At 36.1% G+C, this 23,076-nt stretch carries 17 protein-coding genes and 2 pseudogenes; 2 read left to right on the top strand and 17 right to left on the bottom strand.

Annotated elements, in window-relative coordinates; genetic code table 11:
- Positions 1 to 176 precede the first annotated feature (176 nt).
- From F3I00_RS10765 to F3I00_RS02115, 8 genes are all read right to left on the bottom strand, one after another.
- The gene (locus F3I00_RS10765; RefSeq protein ID WP_236547646.1) at positions 177 to 7,331 is read right to left on the bottom strand and encodes a Rib/alpha-like domain-containing protein; all 7,155 of its coding nucleotides are present in this window, start codon (positions 7,329 to 7,331) and stop codon (positions 177 to 179) included.
- Entirely contained in the window at positions 7,282 to 7,401 is a 120-nt protein-coding gene (locus tag F3I00_RS10760; protein ID WP_229036579.1) for a YSIRK-type signal peptide-containing protein, read from the bottom strand. The genes F3I00_RS10765 and F3I00_RS10760 overlap by 50 nt, the downstream gene beginning before the upstream one ends.
- Positions 7,402 to 7,705: 304 nt before the next feature.
- On the bottom strand, positions 7,706 to 9,337 hold the full coding sequence (gene groL / locus F3I00_RS02140) for a chaperonin GroEL (RefSeq protein WP_020807874.1): 1,632 nt from the start codon (positions 9,335 to 9,337) through the stop codon (positions 7,706 to 7,708).
- Positions 9,338 to 9,368: 31 nt separating this feature from the next.
- Positions 9,369 to 9,653, bottom strand: a complete 285-nt coding sequence (groES, locus tag F3I00_RS02135) for a co-chaperone GroES (RefSeq protein ID WP_003647727.1) — start codon at positions 9,651 to 9,653, stop codon at positions 9,369 to 9,371.
- 507 nt (positions 9,654 to 10,160) lie between these two features.
- A complete protein-coding gene (locus F3I00_RS02130) occupies positions 10,161 to 10,919 on the bottom strand; it encodes a hypothetical protein (RefSeq protein WP_020807873.1) in 759 nt (252 codons plus the stop codon).
- The gene (locus F3I00_RS02125; RefSeq protein WP_020807872.1) at positions 10,916 to 11,374 is read right to left on the bottom strand and encodes a LytTR family DNA-binding domain-containing protein; all 459 of its coding nucleotides are present in this window, start codon (positions 11,372 to 11,374) and stop codon (positions 10,916 to 10,918) included. Before F3I00_RS02125 ends, F3I00_RS02130 begins: the two co-directional genes overlap by 4 nt.
- Before the next feature lie 170 nt (positions 11,375 to 11,544).
- Entirely contained in the window at positions 11,545 to 12,111 is a 567-nt protein-coding gene (locus F3I00_RS02120) for a TIGR00730 family Rossman fold protein (RefSeq protein ID WP_020807871.1), read from the bottom strand.
- A 137-nt stretch (positions 12,112 to 12,248) separates the two neighbouring features.
- Entirely contained in the window at positions 12,249 to 12,893 is a 645-nt protein-coding gene (locus F3I00_RS02115; RefSeq protein WP_003647732.1) for a redox-sensing transcriptional repressor Rex, read from the bottom strand.
- A 165-nt stretch (positions 12,894 to 13,058) separates the two neighbouring features.
- Here F3I00_RS02115 and F3I00_RS02110 point away from each other — a divergent pair.
- Positions 13,059 to 14,990, top strand: a pseudogene (locus tag F3I00_RS02110) (ABC-F family ATP-binding cassette domain-containing protein).
- A 135-nt stretch (positions 14,991 to 15,125) separates the two neighbouring features.
- Here the strand turns inward: F3I00_RS02110 and F3I00_RS02105 are convergent.
- From F3I00_RS02105 to F3I00_RS02075, 7 genes are all read right to left on the bottom strand, one after another.
- Positions 15,126 to 15,590: a hypothetical protein gene (locus F3I00_RS02105; RefSeq protein WP_020807870.1), complete on the bottom strand. Its 465-nt coding sequence runs from the start codon at positions 15,588 to 15,590 to the stop codon at positions 15,126 to 15,128.
- A 101-nt stretch (positions 15,591 to 15,691) separates the two neighbouring features.
- On the bottom strand, positions 15,692 to 16,510 hold the full coding sequence (locus F3I00_RS02100) for a helix-turn-helix domain-containing protein (RefSeq protein WP_065169794.1): 819 nt from the start codon (positions 16,508 to 16,510) through the stop codon (positions 15,692 to 15,694).
- 186 nt (positions 16,511 to 16,696) lie between these two features.
- Positions 16,697 to 17,884 (bottom strand): CoA transferase, encoded by a 1,188-nt coding sequence (locus F3I00_RS02095; RefSeq protein ID WP_020807868.1) that lies wholly within the window; start codon positions 17,882 to 17,884, stop codon positions 16,697 to 16,699.
- Between the two features lie 99 nt (positions 17,885 to 17,983).
- Positions 17,984 to 18,292 (bottom strand): type II toxin-antitoxin system YafQ family toxin, encoded by a 309-nt coding sequence (locus F3I00_RS02090; RefSeq protein ID WP_020807867.1) that lies wholly within the window; start codon positions 18,290 to 18,292, stop codon positions 17,984 to 17,986.
- Complete coding sequence (locus tag F3I00_RS02085; RefSeq protein WP_003652023.1) at positions 18,292 to 18,591, bottom strand: type II toxin-antitoxin system RelB/DinJ family antitoxin; 300 nt, start codon at positions 18,589 to 18,591, stop codon at positions 18,292 to 18,294. Before F3I00_RS02085 ends, F3I00_RS02090 begins: the two co-directional genes overlap by 1 nt.
- 115 nt (positions 18,592 to 18,706) lie before the next feature.
- Positions 18,707 to 19,156: a bis(5'-nucleosyl)-tetraphosphatase gene (locus F3I00_RS02080; protein WP_003649380.1), complete on the bottom strand. Its 450-nt coding sequence runs from the start codon at positions 19,154 to 19,156 to the stop codon at positions 18,707 to 18,709.
- Between the two features lie 16 nt (positions 19,157 to 19,172).
- Positions 19,173 to 19,916 (bottom strand): hypothetical protein, encoded by a 744-nt coding sequence (locus F3I00_RS02075; protein ID WP_024273021.1) that lies wholly within the window; start codon positions 19,914 to 19,916, stop codon positions 19,173 to 19,175.
- A 122-nt stretch (positions 19,917 to 20,038) separates the two neighbouring features.
- On the opposite strand from F3I00_RS02075, the gene F3I00_RS02070 reads away from it, so the two are divergent.
- Entirely contained in the window at positions 20,039 to 21,088 is a 1,050-nt protein-coding gene (locus F3I00_RS02070) for an IS30-like element ISLga1 family transposase (RefSeq protein WP_159310967.1), read from the top strand.
- Positions 21,089 to 21,190: 102 nt separating this feature from the next.
- Here the strand turns inward: F3I00_RS02070 and F3I00_RS02065 are convergent.
- Positions 21,191 to 21,644: pseudogene (locus F3I00_RS02065) on the bottom strand (hypothetical protein).
- 133 nt (positions 21,645 to 21,777) lie between these two features.
- The gene (purB, locus tag F3I00_RS02060) at positions 21,778 to 23,073 is read right to left on the bottom strand and encodes an adenylosuccinate lyase (RefSeq protein WP_020807950.1); all 1,296 of its coding nucleotides are present in this window, start codon (positions 23,071 to 23,073) and stop codon (positions 21,778 to 21,780) included.
- Positions 23,074 to 23,076: the final 3 nt, after the last annotated feature.

The following is a 23,076-nucleotide window of genomic DNA, read 5'->3' as shown; positions in this document are numbered from 1 at the left end:
TTTTGATGAGCGTTTGTTACTACCATGATCATTTTTTCATCCTCCTAAGATAATATTTTTATTAAATTATATCATGCAAAATTATTTTAAAATTAAAATTTTATGTTTTTTCTACGCAAAAACACCCCGTGATTTCTGAAAAATCATGGAGTGTTTTTAATTAGTTATCCTAAAAACTATCTATTCTTCTTACGACGCTTTGAAGCAAATCCTGCAGTCAATGCACCTAAGCCTACTGAAAGCATGCCTAGTACTTCACTTGCAATATTTTCTTTAGCACCAGTTTGTGGTAATTGACGCTTACCTTTAGCTTGAGCTCTTTGAACTTCTACTGCACGAGGAGCCACGTAATTATTAACCAACTTTTGTCTTGTTTCAACTTTTGTTGGTTCAACAACTTGTTTCTTAACTACTGGAGCTTTAGTTTCTTTCTTTGCTTCTGGAGTGCCGTCAACAAAGACATTAACTTTCACTTCAACAGCAGTTCCATCTGGGTAAGTTACAACAACTACACTAGGATGTTTACCTAAAGTATTAACATCTGGGATTTCTTTCCAAGTGTATTTAGTTCCATCTGGCATCTTATCCTTGTTAGTAATAGCTGATTCAGGAGTTGGAACCTTACCTTGTGGAGTGTGAATGTCTTGACCGGTTGGTTCTGGATTCTTTGTTGGTACTACTGGGGTGTTGTCAACAACATGAACTGTGATATCAACTGCCTTTTCAGAACCATCTGGGTAGTGAACAACTACTGTTGCTGGGACATCGCCTGCTACGCTTGTATCTGGAGTCTTCTTCCAGGTGTAGGTTGTCTTAGTGCCTGGGTGCTTTGGATCTGTGATCTTATCTAAATCACCGTGGTTCTTAACCCCATCTTCTGGATCTGGAGTATCGCCCTTCTTTACTGTGATATCTTGACCAACTGGATCTGGGTTCTTGGTTGGTACTACTGGAGTGTCATCTACAACATGGACAGTAATATCAACTGGCTTATTAGAACCATCTGGGTAGTGAACGATCACTGTTGCTGGGACATCTCCTGCGACGCTTGTGTCTGGCGTCTTCTTCCAAGTGTAGGTTGTCTTAGTGCCTGGGTGCTTTGGATCTGTGATCTTATCTAAATCACCGTGGTTCTTAACCCCATCTTCTGGATCTGGAGTATCGCCCTTCTTTACTGTGATGTCTTGACCAATTGGATCTGGGTCCTTGGTTGGTATTGGAGTTTCATCTATAACATGAACTGTAATATCAACTGGCTTATTAGAACCATCTGGGTAGTGAACGATCACTGTTGCTGGGACATCTCCTGCGACGCTTGTGTCTGGCGTCTTCTTCCAAGTGTAGGTTGTCTTAGCATCTGGATGCTTTGGATCAGTGACCTTGTCTAAGTCACCATGGTTCTTAACGCCATCTTCTGGTGATGGGGTGTCGCCCTTCTTCACTGTGATGTCTTGACCAATTGGATCTGGGTTCTTGGTTGGTACTACTGGAGTGTCATCTACAACATGGACAGTAATATCAACTGGCTTATTAGAACCATCTGGGTAGTGAACGATCACTGTTGCTGGGACATCTCCTGCGACGCTTGTGTCTGGCGTCTTCTTCCAAGTGTAGGTTGTCTTAGCATCTGGATGCTTTGGATCAGTGACCTTGTCTAAGTCACCATGATTCTTAACGCCATCTTCTGGTGATGGGATGTCACCCTTCTTTACTGTGATGTCTTGACCAATTGGATCTTCAACATAAGTAATCACAACTGGATCAAAGTTACTATCTGCAGTTACTTTAACACCATCAACCTTAGCTTGACTTGGTGTGTAACCTGCAATTACTGGGGCATCATATTCATCAAAGTTTCCAGTAGTCCAGTTACTGTAGCCTGTTACTGTTCCAGTTACTTCATCAACAGTAGCACTTCTAGTTAATTTAACTGATTGATCGTGACTTTCTCTAGTACCATCTGGTCTTACAACTGTGATTTGACGAACAATTGTCTTGTTCAAATCTTTTTCACTTACGCCGTCTGGGTAGTGCTTGTCTGGATTATCAGGCAACTTATCTTCTGGCGTCTTTGGATCTGTTGGTGGAACTGTCGTAGTCTTGTGTTCAACTTTGACAATTACAGTATCAATACCATTTGGAGTTGCCTTTTCAGTCTTAGGAATATTTTGACCATCGACAATCTTCCAGCCTGCTGGTGCAACTGGATTAATAACTACATCTTCATCAGTCTTACCAGTCAATGAAGTAGTTCCTACTTCAGTATTAGTCTTATCGTCAACGTAAGAAATCTTACCTTTTTGATCGTTTGGCGTGTAAGTAATTTCTACTGGAGTAAAGTCACTATCAGCAGTTACCTTAACGCCTTCAATCTTAGCTTGACTTGGTGTGTACCCTGCAATTACTGGGGCATCATATTCTTCGAAGTTTCCTGTTGTCCAGTCGCTGTACTTAGTTACTTCACCTGTCACTTCATCAACTGTTGCACTTCTAGTTAATTTAACTGATTGATCGTGACTTTCTCTAGTACCATCTGGTTTCACAACTGTAATTTGACGAACAATTGTCTTGTTCAAATCTTTTTCACCTACGCCGTCTGGGTAGTGCTTATCTGGATTATCAGGCAACTTATCTTCTGGCGTCTTTGGATCTGTTGGTGGAACTGTTGTGGTCTTGTGTTCAACTTTGACAATTACAGTATCAATACCATTTGGAGTAGCCTTTTCGCTCTTTGGAATATTTTGACCATCGACAATCTTCCAGCCTGTTGGTACAACTGGAGTAATAGTTACATCTTCATCAGTCTTGCCAGTCAATGAGGTAGTTCCTACTTCAGTATTAGTCTTATCATCAACGTAAGAAATCTTACCGGTTTGGTCATTTGGTGCATAAGTAACAGTTTCTACGATTGCTGAATGATCATGACTAATATTGGTATTCGAAATTGATGGCTGATCCGCAGTATAGCCTTCAATCGTTGGCGTGGTAATGATATTAAAATTCTGAGCTGGTGACCATTCATCACTAATGACTTCTCCAGTAACCTTATCAATTACCTTGGTATCAGTGAATTGCAGAGAATCATTAACCGGAGATTCAGCTTGTTTACCATTTTGATAAATATAGTTAATTGTCCGCTTAATCGTACTTTGCAACGAATCCTTATCAGTACCAGCAGGATATTTAGGACCATCTGGATTACTTGGATCAATTGGTTGTCCCGGCGTTCCCGGTTTATCTGGAGTAACAGTAATATGATCATGTTTCAAGTGAATATCAACTGTAGTGTTAGTATCACCAAACTTTGCACTAGTTGGCAAAGTTTGACCAGCAGCTAAGACATAGTTATCAGGTACTACTAGACTAACAGTTTGGCTATTTCCATTAAGGCCTGTTACAACTTCAGGATCGCCAACGTTACTCTTATTGTTGTCATCATCAACGAATTGATAAGTTACAGTCGTATTAATATCAAATTTTGCTGTACCCTTCATATCTTTAGTAGCAATCGTTACGTTACTTAAGGACTTAGTTGGATCATCAAAGTCTCTACCCATGCCAGCTAAAGTATTAAACTGGTCTTGCAAGTGAGCTAAAATCTTGTCCTTATTCAAGTTAATTGTGTAGGTACCACCCTTAGTTGGTGCAGCTCCACTAGCCCAGGTGTAGTCACCATCTTGCAAAGTATATTTACCTAAATCAACTGTTCTTAATAATTGTGGCTCATCATCTGTTTGTTTATAAACTGGTAAAGTTAAATCAACAATAATTTTACCGTCTTTATTAACTTCAGTAGTTGTAACAGCTTTTCCATCGTAGACCTTAGAATTGCTTCCTGCTAAAGTAGCAACACCCGTTGCTGGGTTAATATCATATTCAGCAGTATAGGTATCATCCCCACTAGGAGTATGCGTGCCATAAGTCCACTCGTAGTTATTTCCATGATTTCCATCCTGATCCTTAACTTTTTGGATAAAACTATCAGTTAAACGAAGGCTGTAACTACCAACATTCTTAGCTTGATCTTTGGAAATTTTCTTACCATCAAGCCAAAATTCAACATCCTCTGGTTCTAATGTGATGGTGTGAAGCTTACCGTCTTTACTATCATAGATCGATATTTGACCAGGTTGATCACTATCTTGAGATAAACTTAATCCAGTATAGAAAGTATCTTGAGATGGAATATCGGCAGTGTTATCAAATGTCTTACTATCATATCCGTTTAGATCAATTTCCTTATGACCCTTGTCAATCGTAAAGGTGGCATCGCTTGTGATATTACTATCTTGAACTTCTGAGTCTGCATACAAATCACCAAGTACATCTTTTAACTGGCTCTTTATATCTTCAAGTCCTTGTTTGCTTAAAATCACACTATACTTTCCTACATTAGTTGGTTTCTCTTTAAATATAAGATCGCCATTCATTAGATCAAGATGTGTATCCGCTATATGAGCATCTTGGTCGGATGATAAAGAAAGGGTGTAATTCTGAACTCCAGGGACAATTAAATTATCACTAGTATAGAAATCTTGCCAGAGATCATCCCCAAATTCAGTCATGTTATCTCCACTAAGATTAATTTTAATTACAAGTGGATTGTAGTTAATAATAACCGCATCTGGAGTATCACCAGGTTTAACAGTTGTTGCAGGAATAGTTGTTTGATTAGGAACATAACCAGCAAAGGTTGGAGCAGTGTATTCTGGAATAGATTTGGTTGCAGGAGTATAAATCGTAGTTGACTTTCCAGTAACTTCATCAGTTGTAACTTCCTTAGTGAAGGTAACAGTTTGGTCGTGTGAGTCAGCCTGCTTAGTAGTAGGATTGTTAACAGTAATCTTACGAGTTACTGATTCTTGACTAGTAGCTACATCCTTCTTGTGAACTAAATTAATATTTATAGTTTTATTTGTATCACCAAAAGCTGCCTTAGTTGGTAGTTCACCTACAAGTTCATAACCTTTTGGTACATTTAAGCTGACATCTTTCGATTTACCATTCAGACCTGTTACAACTACAGGATTACCTACAGCACTCTTATTGTTGTCATCATCAACAAATTGATAAGTTACAGTCGTATTAATATCAAAGTCTGCTTGACCATCCATATCGTTAGTATCAATAGTGACATTACTCATCGACTTAGTTTCATCATCAGGATCTGTTCCCGTACCTGCTAAGGCAACCAAACGATCTTGCAAGTATGATAAAATATTGCCCTTGTTCAATTTAATGGTGTATTGGCCACCTTTAGTTGGTGCAGCACCATCAGCAGTGTTCCAAGTATAGTCACCATCTTGCAGCGTGTACTTACCTAAATCAACAGTTCTCAATAATTGAGGCTCATCACCTGGTGCATCGGCCTTTTTATAGACGGGTAAGGTTAAATCAATAGTAATCTTTCCATCCTTATTAACGTCAGCAGTAGTTACAGCATTGCCATCATAAAGTTTAGAATTGTTACCGCTTAAGTTAGCTTTACCGGTTGCTTGATAAATTACATAGTCAGCAGTGTAAGTATCACTACCAGTAGGCGTGTGCGTTCCATAAGCCCACTCATAGTTATTTCCATTATTACCATCAGCAGCTTTAACTTTATTAATAAAGTCATCAGTTAAACGAAGATTATACGTTCCAACATTTTTAGCTTGGTCTTTATCGATTTTATGTCCATTAAACCAAAATTCTACATCAGCTGGTGTTAATTGAATTGTTCTACGAGTGCCATCTGAATTGTAAACTGATATTCTACCTTGATCATTATCCGCAAGACCTAGCCCTGAATAGAAAGTACCTTGATCTGGAAGAGTAGAAGTATTATCAAATACCTTTGTATCTCCTCCAATAAGAGAAATTGTTTTATTTCCTTTATCTATAATAAACTTGGCCTCACTTTTGACATCCTTAAGATCTGGATAAATGAAGTTATCACCCAATTGATCCTTAATGTCATTAAGACCCTTTTCGGTTAGACTAACTGTATAAGTTCCGACATTTCTATTTTCATTATACGTTACATCGCCATTAGACAGTTGTGCTCTAGCGTTGGCATCATTAAAACCAACATTATAACCACTAGCAGGAAGTTCATTAGTCTCAACTAAATTTTTCCAGTTATCGTCCGCATAATTAAATGCGCCTTCACCTGAAATAGTAATTGTAAGTTGATGTTTTACAGGAATTGAAATAGTTTTATCACTATTAGTAGGGATAGTAACACTAGTTGGAAGGCTACCTGATGCAAGTTGGTACCCATCTGGGAGAGTTAAGCTAACTGGTTGATTGCTACCAGCTGCACCGGTTACTGGTACTGAACTACCTACTTGATTACCAAATGGATCTTTAAATTTGTAAGTTACAGTGTGTTCTTCTTTTGTATAATCAATAACGATATTTTGTGAAATACCAGCATATGGTGATAATGTTTCAGCACCAAGTCCTGCGCCATCTGGAGTAGCACTTGTGATCTTCCAAGTATATCCATCTACAGCAATTTCACTATTCTCAATAGCTGGTAAAGTTCCCTTATAATCAGATGGTTGAAAAGCCAGGAACTTATTATAATTTTCTTCATCTTCAGCAGATGCAAATGTCCAGCTGTTATTAGAAAGGACTAAATTTGTTGAAAAATCACGAATACCAGTATCCATTCCTCGACCGTTAAGGGTTAGCATCACAGTAAACTCAAAATTTATCGTAGTTATGTTTGTTGATAAATTGCTTGCTTTTGTTACTTGAGGATAGCCAAATCCACCTAACTTTTGCGTAATAGTTTCCCTACCACCAGCAGATTGTGGTTTATTTAAGGTTACTGTACGCGTTGTTGTAACATCACTAAGAGATTGAAATTCATTCACATGGTTCATAAAACGTGCACCAAGTGGACTCTCCTCAGCTTCTTGTTCAACATTCTCACTAGCAGCCTTGCTCTCAGTAAGTCCAGCAACATTAAAATTTCTCTGAAGCTTATTCACTGAAACAGTATTAGTGTCCAACTTATTTGCATTAACATCTTTATCTGTTTGAACACTAGACTTAGTAGCTGCTTTTTCATCAGTAGTTGCATCGTTTTTAATAACATTAACATCCCTATTTGATGCAACCTTTTTACTATCTGATGTGTTTTCAGCCACATTTTGCTTAGCATTTTCATTAGTAGCAGAAACTGCTGTCTTATTATTTTCTTGCTTTTGTTCAGTAGTCTTTACTTCTGCTGTCTTAGCATCAGCTTCATTCTTCTTCTCTACTTGTTCGGTAGCATCTCCATTAATACTATCAGCGCGTACAGCTTGGGCGTTTACCCCCCCCCAAGTAAATTGTGGCACCAATTAAAACAGATGCTGCCCCAACGGAAAGTTTTCTAATACTATAATGGTTGTGTTTATCTCCAAACATATTATTACTCATACAAATTACCTCCAATAGACCTAAATGGTTATTTCCTTAATTAAATAACGTTTTCAATCGACAACTATATAATAACACTTATTTTTATAAATTCTATACTAATATTGAATTCGATTTCACTTTTTTATATTTATTGCCGTACAACCTAAAGAAATATCCCTTAATCCTACAAAGCCCATAAAAAAAAAATCGAGCAACCATCAGCGATTGCTCGATTCTTTTACATTATGCCTATCAGTAAACTAATAGTGTCATAATGATAATTCTTTCTTATTTTTTGTTAGGAATTAAATTACATTCCCATTCCCATACCTGGGTTTGGAGCTGCAGGGGCTTGGTTCTTGTCATCTTCTGGAGCATCAGCAACGACAGCTTCAGTAGTTAACAACAAGGCAGCAATTGAAGCAGCATTTTGAAGGGCTGAACGAGTTACCTTAGTTGGGTCGATGATACCAGCCTTAACCATGTTTTCCCACTTGTCAGTTGCAGCATTGTAACCAATTTCTGGGTCTTCATGTTCTAAGTGATCTAAGATAACAGCACCGTCTTTACCAGCATTTTCAGCAATTTGACGTACAGGAGCACCTAAAGCTTTCATAACGATGTTTACACCAGTTTGTGCGTCTTGGCTATCGCCCTTAACATTACCTTGAATGGACTTCATAACATCAACTAATGCAGTACCACCACCAGCAACGTAACCTTCTTCAACAGCGGCACGGGTTGCGTTCAAGGCATCTTCGATTCTGTACTTTCTTTCCTTTAATTCAGTTTCAGTAGCAGCACCAACCTTGATAACAGCAACACCACCAGCAAGCTTAGCAAGACGTTCTTGTAACTTCTCACGGTCAAAGTCTGAAGTAGTGTCAGCAATTTGCTTCTTAATTTGGTCAACACGCTCACTAATAGCATCCTTTGAGCCAGCACCTTCAACAATAGTAGTTGAATCCTTAGTTACAGTGACCTTGCCAGCCTTACCTAATTGATCAATCTTAGTGTCCTTTAATTCAAGACCTAAGTCTGAAGAAATTACAGTACCACCAGTTAAAATAGCGATATCTTCAAGCATTGCCTTACGACGATCGCCAAAGCCAGGAGCCTTAACAGCAACAACATTAAAAGTACCACGGATCTTGTTCAAAACAAGAGTTGGAAGAGCTTCACCATCAACATCATCAGCAATGATTAATAAGCTCTTACCTTGTTGAACGATTTCTTGCAATAATGGCAAGATGTCTTGAATGTTAGAAATCTTCTTGTCAGTAATTAAAATGTAAGGGTTGTCTAAGTCTGCTTCCATCTTATCGTTATCAGTTACCATGTATTGTGATAAGTAACCACGATCGAATTGCATACCTTCAACTACTGAAAGTTCAGTATCAATACCCTTTGATTCTTCAATTGTGATAACACCATCGTGACCAACTTTTTCCATTGCGTCAGCAATTAAGTTACCAACTTCAGTTGAAGCTGATGAAACAGAAGCAACTTGAGCAATTTCATCCTTGGTGCTTACCTTGTGACTGATCTTGTGTAATTCGTCAACAGCTGCCTTAGTAGCAGTTTCAATACCGCGACGAATACCAACTGGGTTAGCACCAGCAGTAACGTTCTTCATACCTTCACGAACAATTGCTTGAGTTAAAACAGTAGCAGTAGTAGTACCGTCACCAGCAATATCGTTAGTCTTTTGTGCAGCTTCAGAAACAAGCTTTGCACCCATGTTTTCAAAGTGATCTTCTAAGTCAATACTCTTAGCGATAGTAACACCATCGTTAGTAATGTCAGGAGCACCATAGCTCTTTTCCAAAACAACATTTCTACCCTTAGGTCCTAAAGTTGTCTTAACAGTGTCTGCTAATTTATCAACACCCTTTAATAATGAGCGTCTTGCATTTTCAGAAAATTTAATGTCTTTAGCCATATTTATATGCCACCTTTTATTTCTAATTTAATTACTTAACGACAGCTAATAAGTCGCTTTCACGAAGTACTAAGTACTTTTCGCCTTCGTATTTCAAGTTAGTGCCAGAGTATTTATCAAAGAATACTGTTTCACCTTTTGCAACTGACATAGGAATTAAGTCGCCGTTTGCGTTGCGCTTACCATTTCCTACGGCAATAATTTCACCCATTTGAGGCTTTTCTTTAGCGTTAGAAGCCAGGACAATGCCTCCAACTTTTTCTTCTTCTTCGTCTTTTACTTTAACGATCACGCGATCACCAATTGGTTGTAACACGTTAGTCCCTCCTGTACATATTTAATCTATTATTACATCACTTAGCACTCATATCTCATAAGTGCTAACTTACATTTACGATAGTACCTTGTTTATAAAAGAAAAGCAAGTATTTAGACACAAAAATTAGCACTTTTCTTGCTTGAGTGCTAAAAAGTGCCAATTTACTTGAATCTTTGTTTGAATTTTAATATGGATTGTCTTGTTCTTGTTTTAATAAAACTAAAACTTGCAAAAGATTTAACCGAGTTAGCAAAAGCTGCAAAACGACTGATAAAGGCTATCCACGATTTGTGGAAGAAAAAATAAGCAAACAAAAAAGCCGCTTGATGACTTTTGGCAGAGTTGAAAGCGACTTTTTAGTTTGCTAATAGTAATTTTGCCACTGCACTTTTAGCGGCTTGTGCTTCGGAGAGCTATTACCAGTAGCTCTCCTTTTTTATACTACAAGTATTTTACAGCAAATTAATTTTTACTTCAAATTAGAGCTGATTGACTTTTCTAGTTCTAAACTCTCTTAATAGTAACATCCCCCATATTAGCACGACCTTGAAGTACTAATGTTGGACCTTCTGCTGGTTGATCACCATCAATAGTGAAATCACCAAATTTATGTTCAAGTTGATCATCAACTCGCCAAGAAGTTGGAATGTAAATATTTATATCTCCCATCGACATATTGATGTTAGCAAGTACTTCATCCCCGGCAGGCTTAGCTGAATCAAGATATACATTAACATCTCCCATTGAAACATTCACAGTCACCGTTTCTAAGTGTTGCGAATGAACATAACGTGAAGTAGAAGACAACTTTTCGCTAATCACAATATTGTCATCATTATCTGAACTAGACGTATCAGAAAATACATGCTCAGCCTTAAATTTATGTGGTGCCTTCAAGTCTGACCAATTAGCATTAACTTTTTCACCATTGATAATCACAGTCGGCTTCCAGCTTTTTTTGAAGATTAATCTCAAACCTCCCCAAATTAAGAATGCTGCTAAAAGTACTGTCCAAGGAACAATACGTTCAATATGAAGTGGTTTAGCATAAATAATTAATAGGAAAGCAATTGAAAAGATGCTGCCGCCTAAACTTTTATTAATTAAAGAAGTAATTAAGGTTGCTCCAAAGACTACTGTCCAAAAAATTGCCCAAAAGCCTAATTCTAATGGCATCAAGTGGAGCTGATCTAAAACTAAAAACGCAGCTGCCGCAAGCAAACCTAATCCCCAAAGAATTCTTCCAAAACTGGCCTTTCTCATGATAATGCCCTTCTCTCTTTTAATCTTTCATTTAAATCTCGGTAATATCTTCTTGAAACATAGACTGTCTTATAGGAATCATGAAACTTAATCTGACAATTAGAAATCGATTTAGTAACAGCGTAAATCTGATCTAAATTTAAAATAGTCGATTTCGATACTCGCATGAACTGCCCACTTAATAAGTTTTCTAGTTCATATAATTTATACTTAACAAAATATGCATTCCTCGTCGTATGCGCCATTACCTGCTTAGCGTCTGTTTCAAAAAAGAGAATATTGTTAATACTTAAATAATAAGAAGTATTGTCCATCATCCCCTCAATTTGATCAGGATGTTCTGAATCAGTTTGAAGTTGATGATATATTCTTTCTACTTCAGGCGTTAAGCTTTTAGCATGAATTGTTATTTCTGTCTCTTGCTGATCTGGATCAAGTTCAAGCTTAACTTTCACAATTCTCACTTCCTTGTTTCGTTCTTGATATTTATATTAAACATGAATATAAGATTAAAATCTAGTGAAATTGACTAAGTGGTCATTTTAAAGTTCTAAGTGGTCAAAAAAAGAAGCATGACCCTAAATACGAGGGGAAAATTTAGGCTATACTTCTTTAGTTTAATAAATCAATATTCACGATAAGCTGGAGCCTGATAATCCTCCATAAACTGCAAAATCTTATCAAAATCAGTTCCAAAATAGACCGTATCTAAGTAAATATTTTCTAAAAAATCATCCTGATTCATGCGCTTTAATAGCTTATCTAAATAATCATAAAAGCCAGCATAGTTATAAAAAGCAACGGGCTTAGCATTATCGCCAATTGCAGTCCAAGAAATAGCTTGACTTATTTCTTCTAAAGTACCAATACTGCCAGGAAGAGCTACCATCCCATCAGCCAAGTTCATCATCGTATCTTTGCGCTTATCCATACTTGGGACCACGCGAAAATCTTGCACCTTATCGTAAGCTGCACCACGATCTTTTAATTCTTCAGTAATAATGCCATGAACAATACCGCCATTTTCTAAAACGCCGTCAGCAACTGCTCGCATTAAACCATACTTACCGCCGCCATAGACTAGCTCGATCTGGTGGTCTGCCATTTTTTTACCAAATTCATAAGCAGCTTTAGCATATTCAGGGCGGTTACCTGAGCGTGCACCACAATAAACTGCCATTTTTTTAATCATTTTATCTACCTTATTTCTAAATTTAAAAATTCTATGCCTATTTATCTTAAAATTATTTTCTCTCTGATTACAAATAAAAATGTATAAAAAATGCACAAGCCTAGTTAAGCTTGTGCAAAAGCTATATTAATAGTAAATTATTTTTTGTTCTTATCTTTATCTGAATCCAAGAAGTAGATTAAAGTTTGAAGTTCAGTTGCCAAGTCAACATTTTGTACACGAACACTAGAAGGTGCAGATAAACGAAGTGGCGTAAAGTTCATGATCCCTTTAATCCCGGCATCAAACATTTCATTGGCAGTCTTTTGGGCTGCTGTTTGCGGTACACAAAGGATTGCAATCGTAATTTGTTGCTCACGAAGCTGCTTCTTCATTTCACTCATATCATAAACAGGCACACCTGACATAATTGTTCCAGTAATTTCAGGATTAATGTCAAAAGCAGCGCTAATTCTGATATTATTAGTACGCTTGAAGTTATAATTCAAAAGCGCATGTCCCATATTACCAACACCAACTAAGGCAACGTTAGTTAAAGTATCTTGGTTCAAAATCTTTTTAAAGAAATTAAGCAAGTTCTTAACATCATAGCCATAGCCACGCTTACCTAAGGCACCAAAGTAAGAAAAATCACGACGAATTGAAGCACTGTCAACTTGAACTGCTTCCGCAAGTTCAGTTGAGGACACTTTTTCTTTTCCTTCATCATTTAAAAAGATTAAATAGCGATAATATAGCGGCAAGCGTCTGGCAGTAGCCTTAGGAATCTTAATTTCATCCATTAAGAGGCCTCTTTCTTTTATAAATACGAATGTGAAATATTTACTAATCAAACTAATAATAGGCATTCTTTAAGGATAAATCAAGAAACAATTTTCACAAAGGCCATATTTTCATAAAATTTAAAAGATTCACTATGTTAAAATAAGCACTAGGAGAAAATAATTATGATTATTGCACAAGCTCAAGACCTCGAACAACGTTTTGGAGGCAATACTATCTTCAGTAACATTTCTTTCTCGGTTCCTGACAATGCCAGAATCGGTCTTGTTGGACCTAATGGAGCCGGAAAAACTACCTTATTAAAGATCATGACTGGTCAACAAGAACCAACTAGTGGTCAATTTACTATTAATAAGGGATTAAAAGTCGGCTACATCGCCCAGGAAAATGGCCTCGATGAAGACAAAACAATCTGGGATGAAATGCTTACTGTCTTTAATGACTTAATCGAAAAAAATAAAAAAATCACTAAAATGCAAGAGCAAATTGCCGACCATCCCGAAGATGAAGACTTGCTCAAGCGGTATGATCAATTAGCTTACGACTTCGAACAAGAAGGCGGCTTTACCTACCAGGCTGAAATTAAGAGTATTCTTAACGGTTTTAATTTTAAAGAAAATACTTGGAATAAGGTAATTGGCACCCTTTCTGGCGGTGAAAAGACACGACTTGCCTTTGTTAAATTGCTTTTACAAAAGCCACCAGTACTGCTGCTTGACGAACCTACTAACTACCTTGACTTAGATACTTTAGATTGGTTAGAAGCGTTCCTAAAGAATTATCAAGGCGCAATTATTACTGTTTCTCACGACCAGTACTTCTTAGATCACTTAGCTAATCAAATTTTTGAACTGAACTTTGGAAAGCTGACTACTTTCAAGGGTAATTACAGTCAATACGTTAAAGAACGTGAATTGATGGATAGCCAGCAAGAAGCCGCTTATGAAAAACAGCAAGAAAAGATTAAAAAGGAAGAAGAGTTCATTCAAAAGAACCTAGTTCGTGCTTCTACTACTAAACGCGCCCAAAGCCGGCGTAAAGTTTTGGACAAGATGGAGCGTATCAAGCCACCTAAGCACAAGCAAAAAGTTCGTATTAACTTCACTAGCGAACGTCCTTCTGGAAAAGAAGTACTGATCGCTAAGGATCTGACGATCGGCTATCCTGATAAGGTAATGGTTTCCGATATCGACTTCCAAGTCAATAAGAATGACCGCGTTGCTATTATCGGCCCTAACGGAATTGGTAAGTCTACCTTGCTCAAAACCATTATGAAAAAGCTTGAACCAAAAGGTGGTTCAATTAAATATGGTGCAAGTTTAGATATTGGTTACTATGATCAAGAACTCCAAAGTTTAGATCCTTCAAAAACTGTTCTTGATACAATTTGGGATCGTCACAAGACAATGCCTGAAAAAGACGTCCGATCTATTTTGGCTTCCTTCTTGTTCACTGCCGAAGATATTGATAAGACAGTTGGTCAATTATCTGGTGGTCAAAAAGCGCGACTGACTCTAACTGTTTTGTCTCTTGAAAAAGATAACTTCTTACTAATGGACGAACCTACCAACCACTTAGATATTGAAGCTAAAGAAGTTCTTGAAGAAGCACTAGATAATTACGATGGAACATTGCTCTTCGTTTCTCACGACCGTTACTTCATTAATGAGTTAGCTAACAAGATTATTTCTGTTCGCGATGGCCACGCTAAGATCTATAATGGTAACTATTCTTACTACCTAGATGAAAATGCTAAGCAAGCTGCAGCTGCTCAAGAAGCAGAAGCACAAAAAGCAGAAACTGAAACCACTCCGGCTGCCAGTCAAAATAAAGGTAAACTATCTTATCAAGAATAAAAAGCACGCGATTCTCAAAAGAGAAAATTAGAACGTGCAGTTAGCGATGCCGAAGCTAAGATTGAAAAATTAGAAGCAGAAGAAAAAGAAATTCAAACTGAAATGGCAAATCCAGATATTGCCGCTTCATTTGAAAAGCTTGGACCACTGCAAGAAAAATTATCTGCAGTTCAAGAGCAATTAGACCAGGCAAATAGTGACTGGGAAAATGCCTTGGATGCACTAGATGAATTTGAATAAAGTAAAAGATCAAGATTGACTATACTCAATTTCTACAATACTTATAAATAAAAATATGCCTAGTTAGACTAACAAAATCTAATTAGGCATATTTTTTATATTGGTTAATATTAATATCACTTATATCCATTTTGATTATTTACTTTCTGCCACTCCTTCTGGAACAAATTGCCAATAAGTACCATCTTGACTTTGATAGGCACCGTTAGAAGTCTTTTTTAAAATGAAAGTTACTTTACGCGTTTTAAACTTGTAACCATTTCTCAACTTTTCGGTTTTAACTCTGCCTAATTTTACCCATTGGCCTGCTTGTGGACGTTCATTTTCTTTCAATGAAAAAGCATTTAGAATGTCTTTACTTAATTTTGAAGGTTTGCTTTCTTCATTACCCCCTAAGCGTGTAGCCAGATAGGCTGTATTTTTGTCAAACATCAAATAAAAAGAATTACTCAGTTTATTATCTGATTTTTCCAAAGTCATTAAGCTTTGATTAACCCAGCTTTTAGGGACAGTCGTCTGATTATGATAAAACCATACTCCACCGCCTACTAAAAGTAATAAAGCTACCAAAGCAGTCACAACTAATTTCTTATTTTTCATCTTTGTCCTCCCTTCTAGGTAAATGTAACCTACTTATATTTTATTGCTCACAATTATCACATCTTTTTTCATATTTACTTAATTAGTTACGTCAGACACAACTAAATTTGCCACCGTTCAATACAGTCTTGATATCCACAATTAATCAGCAATTTCTTTATTTCATCTGCTTTTCCTGTATTGCCTTCAAATAAATAAAAATATAGATCATAACATATTTTACAAAGTAAAAAATGACCAATCGGTTCTAAATTTTTTAAATAGCTCAATGCATTTTGAATATTACTTCCAGCTATTTTTTGCTTATAACAATAGCAAAGATAATTATTGCAAATAATTGCTATTCTTTCTTGCATACTTTCAGAATAAGTATGTTTTTGATAATGCTTTAACAGTTGACTAAGAAAATAGTCTAGCTGTTCCAAAGTAAATATTTTCATACAGTCAGAAAATAACTGTAATGCTCCAATATTTTCAAACCAATTTTCATGCTCGGAAAATTTAGTAACTATTTTATTTTTAAAAGATGGACTTAAGTCAGCTAAATTATTTTCTAAAGATGCGATAGCAATTACGGTTCGATATTTAAAAATCTGATGCTCTTTTAAATCCAAAATTTCATTTAAGTATATTCTTAATTCTTCTCTTTGATTATTATTAAAAGCGTACATTATCTTTTGCTTTAATTCTTCAGCTTTTTTATCTTCAAAAGTATAATAATTGTCTTTCACCTTATTGAAAAAGTCACTAATATCAATATGGTGTTTCAAAATAATTCTAAACAATGTATTAATTGAAATATTTTCTAATCCTCGTTCAATCTTAGAATAATGCCCTTTGTTAATAATTCCCTTCACCATATTTTCTTGCGTTAATCCTAATTTTTGTCGCTCTTCATACAGTGCTTCTCCAATTGTCATAATTTCATCTCCTAGCATTTTTATTATCTATTAATTTTTTGCTAATTATATTTCAATGGTAAAGCTTAGAATATAGCAGAAAACACTAAAAATCAATATTTAATATTAAAAAAGTCTTTAGGCCACATTAAAAAAGATCAAGATTCTCAAAAAATAGAAAATCTTGATCTTTTTTAATGTCTAATTTTATTCAAATTCCTTACGAATCTGTTCACCCTGTTCGTCCAACTTCGGTGCATCTTTTTGCAATCCATAAGAATTCCAAGTTCCATACTTGAGTGGTGAACCTAAAACTTCATTGCCATCGGGCAAAGTCTTAACCATCCCGCGCTCAATAATTTGATCAAGGCGTCTGGTCTTATCCACATTGAGCACTAAACCAGCTGGCACACCTGCTTCGTGTAAGATCTTATCCCACTCAGCAGCAGGCTTGGTCTTAAGCACATCTTGCATTGCATTTTTTACTTTTTGCCAGTTCTTCTCACGCAAATCATTTGTCTTAAAATCTGCTTGATTCATCCATTCTTCATGGCCTAACGCATGAGATAATAATCCCCATAAATGATCATTACCACAACAAATAGCAATTGGCTGGTCTTGACAATCAAATGTATCAAATGGATACATATCAGGGTGACGATTACCAATTCTGTGTGGTACTTCATGTGGCCCAAGTGCCAGCATCAAGTCCTGCACCATTAAGGAAAAAGTAGAATCTAGCATCGAAACATCTATTGTGGTTCCTTTTCCAGTGCGTTCTCTTGCCACTAAGGCAGTGGTAATCGCGCTATAACCCATGATTCCTGCAACAACATCAGAAACTGAAGTTCCAACACGTGTTGGCTTACCGTTCGGTTCACCTGTAGCATCCATTAATCCTGAAACAGCTTGAATAATGGTATCGTAAGCAGCTTGCTTTGACCAAGGTCCATATTGTCCAAAGCCAGATACTGATGCAAAAATTAATTTAGGATACTTCTTCACCATTTCTTCTGGAGCAAAACCTAAACGCGCCATCACGCCTGGACGGAAGTTTTCCACAACTACATCTGCTTTGGCAATCATTTTTTCAGCTAACGCATGATCTTTTGGATCTTTCAAATCTAAGGCAATTGATTCTTTTCCTGCATTGCAGATTCTGAAATATTCACTTGAACCATCCGCAATGTATGGTCCCATGTGACGCGTATCATCCCCTGTTTTTCTTTCAATATGAATTACTCGTGCACCTGCGTCGGCAAGCATTCTTGTACAAGTTGGACCTGACAAGACATGAGTGAAGTCCACAACCAAGATTCCTGCTAATGGATATGGCTTCTCTTTATCTAAATGAGGGTTGCTTGCTTCTAACTTGGCATAATTTGGTTCTGACATTTTTATATACACTTTCTTGTTTTAACTGTATTCAAGTCTTATTTTAGATAAAAATGAGCAAAATAAAAAGCCGTTTGATAGCAACGACTTTAATTTTAATTATCGTAAATCAGAATGAAATAATTCATTATGAGACCCTAGTCTAACCAATCGAAAGACTTTTTTATTTCTGTTTTTTGTATGAATAACAAGCAAGTCAAGTTTCCCCTCAAATAAATGAAACTCAAAATATCCTACATAATTCAGCTCTTCATTAGTTAAAAGATGTGGATCATATTCTTCCGGTATTTCTCCAGTTTCTTGCATATATGAAGTTATTGCTTGAATTTCATCCCATAACTCAGTAACTTTCTTACTCCAACGATTTACATCCTGAATAAAAGTATCTTCGGCTTTTATTTCATACATTACTCTAATTCCTTTGCACGTTTTTTCATATAACTAATCAATTTATTAGTATCTTTAAAGGCTGGAGTATCGTCTTCAATTAAGCCCATATCCTTAGCTTCTGCAAGTAAAAGAGCTTTCTTAGTATCTTCTGTAAGCGTATCAGAATTAGTTACTGAAAAGGGAATTCCATTATGTCTAATAATTTGTTTAAAATACATTTTAATACTAGTAGACATATCTAAACCTAGATTATCTAAAATTCTTTTAACTTCATCATGATCTTTAGAATCTGCACGATAACTATATGTATGTGCCATATTAATCACTCCCCTTTCTGAAATTATACTACAATTTATATACATTGTATTTGATTTTAACTAGATATAATCTTACTTGAATTATAAAGAATCTCATCAGGCTATATTCTCAAAATCAATGTCCATTCAAATAATCATTAGCCTTTTCCAAAATAGAAGACAGATCTTCGAAACTGAATTCCTTAAAGTTTTGCTCTCTAATCCTTTTTTGCGCATCTTCATAGTTTAGCCAAGCAGTTTGCCTAATTTCACTTTCTTGCCGTTTTATTTTCTGATCAGGATTGTATTTTGCTAAAAATAAAGTTACAGTCTTTTCAATTTCTGAAGTAACTTGATATGAATAGCTTTCACTAAAATCAAAATTAAATTCAGGCTTCAAACCTACTTCTTCAAAAATTTCTCGTTTTGCAGCTTCTTGCGCTGTCTCTCCAGCTTCAAGATGTCCTTTTGAAAAAGCCCATGCACTCTTGAATTGCTTATAAGGCTGACTTTGAATTAATAAATATTGGATTTCGTTATTTTTCTTGCGCCAGATAATTGCACCTGCTGAATGTTCATGTTTCATGATATTTTCCCTTTAACTATAATTCTTCTTTAAATCCATTCCTTGCCCATAACCAAAGCGCAGATTGAAAATCAATAGGTACATAATTGATACCCTTTAGTGCTTCAATCCAAGCTTTTATTACATAATCCTGTACTTTTGTGTTTTCTACTTCTTCATCTGTAATCAGCCCAAGTTTATGCGTAGCTCTAATAATATGCCGATCTGTAGCAATATAAATTTGATTAGTATTAATCAAAGGTAGATTCGTATACTGATACATCACGTATAACCAGTAATTACACAATTTTTTACCAGACAGGTATGGAAAATCCTTTTTCTTTTCTACCTGCATATAATGACGAACTTTTTGAATATCATTGTCAAAATAAGCAAAAAAATCAGTTACTTTTCCATTGAAATTATTATCTAAAGTCTGACAAAGCTTAATCCAAATTTGTGTCTGCTTATTTTTCTGCAAAGCCAAACTATATCTAGTTAAGGCTGCCTGTACTTCAGTAAAATCTTTATCTACCACTTCTTGTGGATTAAATACAAAACTAGTTTCATTATCTTCAAAAGTAGCCGTAGCACTTTTCCACAAGGTATTAGAATTTCGTTGATAGTCTAAAGCAGTTGGCAATGTATAAAAAATGGCATTTACTTCAGAATTAGAATCTAAATTTTGAGGACGTGTATCTTCTGGCATATCGCTTCCCCAGTGACCTGATTTATATATTTCAGTTAAATGCTCAAGTTTATTTAGTAGTTCTTGATTCATTAATATATTTTCCTCTTCGTTGATTGTAAAATCAAATTGAACACTTTAGAAAAATAAAAAGTCCATTCGGACCTGTTTGATAGAATGTTAATAACCACAAAAACTTTCTATTGGAGGTCAAAATGGACTCTTTACATTCTACCATGAATCGGCACGTTAAAGGAAAGCATTTATCATTTGAAGAGCGAGTTATTATTCAATTGCGTTTGAAAGATGGCTGCTCTTTGCGTGCAATTGCTCGTGAACTCAACTGTTCTCCTTCTACTATCAGTTATGAGATTAAACGTGGCACTGTAAAACTGTATCATGGTAAAGTCAAAAGATACAAGGCTACTCAAGGACATGATGTATATCAAGCTCATCGTAAAAATTGTGGGCGCAAATCAGACTTTCTCAAAAAAACTCAATTTATTCACTATGTCCACAAACATTTCTTTAAAGACGGTTGGTCGCTTGATGTTTGCAGTAATCGTGCCACTGCTGCTGGCGAGTTCTCTAGCAGCGATGTTGTCTGCACCAAAACTCTTTATAATTACGTTGATAAGGGCTTATTAGGCATTTATAATTACGACTTGCCTGAGAAGCTTAAACGCAATACCAAGCTTCATCGTGTTCGCAAAAACAAGAAAAAGCTTGGCAGAAGTATTGAAGAACGTCCAAAAGAAATTAGTGAACGTAATGAATTCGGTCATTGGGAATGCGATTTGGTTCTTGGACATAAGACTAAAGATGATGAAGTGCTGTTAACCTTATCTGAGCGCATGAGTCGTGAATTCTTAATTATTCGTATTCCCGACAAGACTTCTATCAGTGTCATGCAAGCCTTTAAAGAACTCCAAAGACAATACAGTGAACACTGGAATGATATTTTTAAAACTATTACCACTGATAATGGTTCAGAATTTGCGGATCTGTCCAACCTAGAAGAAGCATCCAATACACTGGTTTACTATGCCCATCCTTACACTTCTTGTGATAAGGGAACAGTTGAAAGACACAATGGTCTTATTCGCAGATTCATTCCTAAAGGAGAAGCAATAGCTAACTATTCTTTACAAAATATCATTGATATTGAAACCTGGTGCAACTCATTGCCAAGAAAGATCTTAGCTTATCATACACCAGATGAAATCTTTGAAAGAGAATTAGATCGAATCTATCAAGCAGCTTAACCAAAAGTGTTCAATTTATTATTGCAATTTACGATATTTTCCTCTTCCAAAATAAAAAAGGTTTTGTTGGACATAATTATATCCAACAAAACGTTTTTCTACCTATTCTTTTGGAGTAAATTGCCAATAAGTTCCATCTTGACTTCTATAGTCACCCCTAGATGTCTTTTTAAAAAATAAAGGTTACCTTACGTGTATGAATTTTATAACCATTCTTAATCTTTTCTGTCTTGACACGTCCCAGTTTTACTTGTTCTCCCGCTTCAGGTAAATCTTTTCCTCGTTTCGAAAATGCTCTTTGAATTTCTTGATTTAGTCCAGACTTCTTGCTATTTAAACTTCCATTAGCTCGTGCCACAAGGTAAGCTTGATTTTTTTCAAATCTTAAAAAGAATGGATTACTTAACTTATTATCTGGTTCGCTCATCTCTGTTGCCAATGTTCTATCCACCCAGCCTTTAGGAACAGTCGTCTGATTATGATAAAACCATACACCTCCGCCTACTAAAGCAATCAAGACAAAGGCTAGCACAACAAATAACTTTTTATTCTTCATAAATTTCTCCACCTCTTCCATTTTTACTTGATTAAAATTTTGTAAAAATAGTTTAATATAGTCAATTATGTTTTAATAATATTTTTATAACAACAAAAAAATAGAGATACGTAAAAGCATCTCTATTTCTATCCTAATCTAAGCCGCATTTTTCAAAAATCTCATCTACATGCTTCAAGTGATAATGATAATCAAAGGCATCATCTAAATCAGCTTCAGACAAGTAGTTCATAACTTCGCTATCTTCAATTAACTTTCTAAATGAAGTCTGTTCTTGCCATGACTTATTAGCCAATTTTTGCACCATGTCATAAGCTTTTTCACGTGACAATCCTGCTTCATCAATTAGCTTCAAAAGCACCCGTTGTGAATAAATCAAACCATAAGTACGGTCCATATTCTTGAGCATTGTTTCTGGGAAAACATCAAGGTTAGTCAAAATCCGGTTAAACCGGTTTAACATGTAATCAATTCCAATTGTTGCATCAGGTAAAATCACACGTTCAGCACTTGAATGAGAAATATCTCTCTCATGCCATAAAGCTACATCTTCATAAGCTGGCACCATAAAACCACGCATTACTCGAGCCATACCGCATAAGTTTTCAGAACCAATTGGATTATGCTTGTGAGGCATTGCAGAAGAGCCTTTTTGACCAGCTCTAAAGTGTTCTTCAACTTCATGAATTTCACTACGTTGCAAACCGCGAATTTCTGTTGCCCAATTTTCAATACTTGTAGCAATTAAAGCAATCGTAGCGATGTAGTAAGCATGTAAGTCTCTTGGCAAAACTTGACTAGTAACTGGTTGCTGAGTTAATCCTAGTTGCTTTAAAACGCTAGTTTCAACTGCTGGTGGGACATTAGCAAAAGTACCAACCGCTCCAGAAATTTTACCGGATTCAACATCTTTAGCAGCTGCCTTGAAGCGTTCAATGTCACGATTAATTTCTGCATACCAACGAGCTAACTTCAAGCCAAAAGTAGTTGGTTCTGCTTGAACACCATGAGTTCTTCCCATTTCAACGGTGTACTTATACTTACGAGCACTATCTGCAATTGTTTCTTTTAAGGTCTCTAAATCTTTAAGAATAATTTCGTCAGCTTGTTTTAAGATATAGCCTTGTGCAGTATCCACAACGTCAGTTGAAGTTAAGCCAAAGTGAACCCACTTCTTTTCTTCGCCTAAACTCTCAGAAACTGTTCTCGTAAAAGCAACAACATCGTGGTGCGTAATTGCTTCTAATTCACTAACGCGTTTTACCGTAAAAGAAGCATTATCAGCAATTTTCTTAGCATCTTCAGCAGGAACTTCACCAAGCTCTGACCAAGCATTAGTTGCTGCAATCTCAACCTTTAACCAAGCAGCATATTTATTTTTTAATGACCAAATTTTGCCCATTTCGGGACGAGTATAACGTTCTAGCATAAA

The sequence above is a fragment of the Lactobacillus sp. JM1 genome, from assembly GCF_009834385.1.
GTDB lineage: Bacteria > Bacillota > Bacilli > Lactobacillales > Lactobacillaceae > Lactobacillus > Lactobacillus paragasseri.
This window is presented reverse-complemented; position numbering and strand designations above follow the sequence as displayed.

Bases quoted from the DNA above. Each gene is read 5' to 3' on its own strand.
- F3I00_RS10760 (WP_229036579.1), bottom strand. From the start codon at position 7,401: ATGTTTGGAGATAAACACAACCATTATAGTATTAGAAAACTTTCCGTT.
- groL (WP_020807874.1), bottom strand. From the start codon at position 9,337: ATGGCTAAAGACATTAAATTTTCTGAAAATGCAAGACGCTCATTATTA.
- F3I00_RS02130 (WP_020807873.1), bottom strand. From the start codon at position 10,919: ATGAGAAAGGCCAGTTTTGGAAGAATTCTTTGGGGATTAGGTTTGCTT.
- F3I00_RS02120 (WP_020807871.1), bottom strand. From the start codon at position 12,111: ATGATTAAAAAAATGGCAGTTTATTGTGGTGCACGCTCAGGTAACCGC.
- F3I00_RS02115 (WP_003647732.1), bottom strand. From the start codon at position 12,893: ATGGATGAAATTAAGATTCCTAAGGCTACTGCCAGACGCTTGCCGCTA.
- F3I00_RS02105 (WP_020807870.1), bottom strand. From the start codon at position 15,590: ATGAAAAATAAGAAATTAGTTGTGACTGCTTTGGTAGCTTTATTACTT.
- F3I00_RS02100 (WP_065169794.1), bottom strand. From the start codon at position 16,510: ATGACAATTGGAGAAGCACTGTATGAAGAGCGACAAAAATTAGGATTA.
- F3I00_RS02095 (WP_020807868.1), bottom strand. From the start codon at position 17,884: ATGTCAGAACCAAATTATGCCAAGTTAGAAGCAAGCAACCCTCATTTA.
- F3I00_RS02090 (WP_020807867.1), bottom strand. From the start codon at position 18,292: ATGTATGAAATAAAAGCCGAAGATACTTTTATTCAGGATGTAAATCGT.
- F3I00_RS02085 (WP_003652023.1), bottom strand. From the start codon at position 18,591: ATGGCACATACATATAGTTATCGTGCAGATTCTAAAGATCATGATGAA.
- F3I00_RS02080 (WP_003649380.1), bottom strand. From the start codon at position 19,156: ATGAAACATGAACATTCAGCAGGTGCAATTATCTGGCGCAAGAAAAAT.
- F3I00_RS02075 (WP_024273021.1), bottom strand. From the start codon at position 19,916: ATGAATCAAGAACTACTAAATAAACTTGAGCATTTAACTGAAATATAT.
- F3I00_RS02070 (WP_159310967.1), top strand. From the start codon at position 20,039: ATGGACTCTTTACATTCTACCATGAATCGGCACGTTAAAGGAAAGCAT.
- purB (WP_020807950.1), bottom strand. From the start codon at position 23,073: ATGCTAGAACGTTATACTCGTCCCGAAATGGGCAAAATTTGGTCATTA.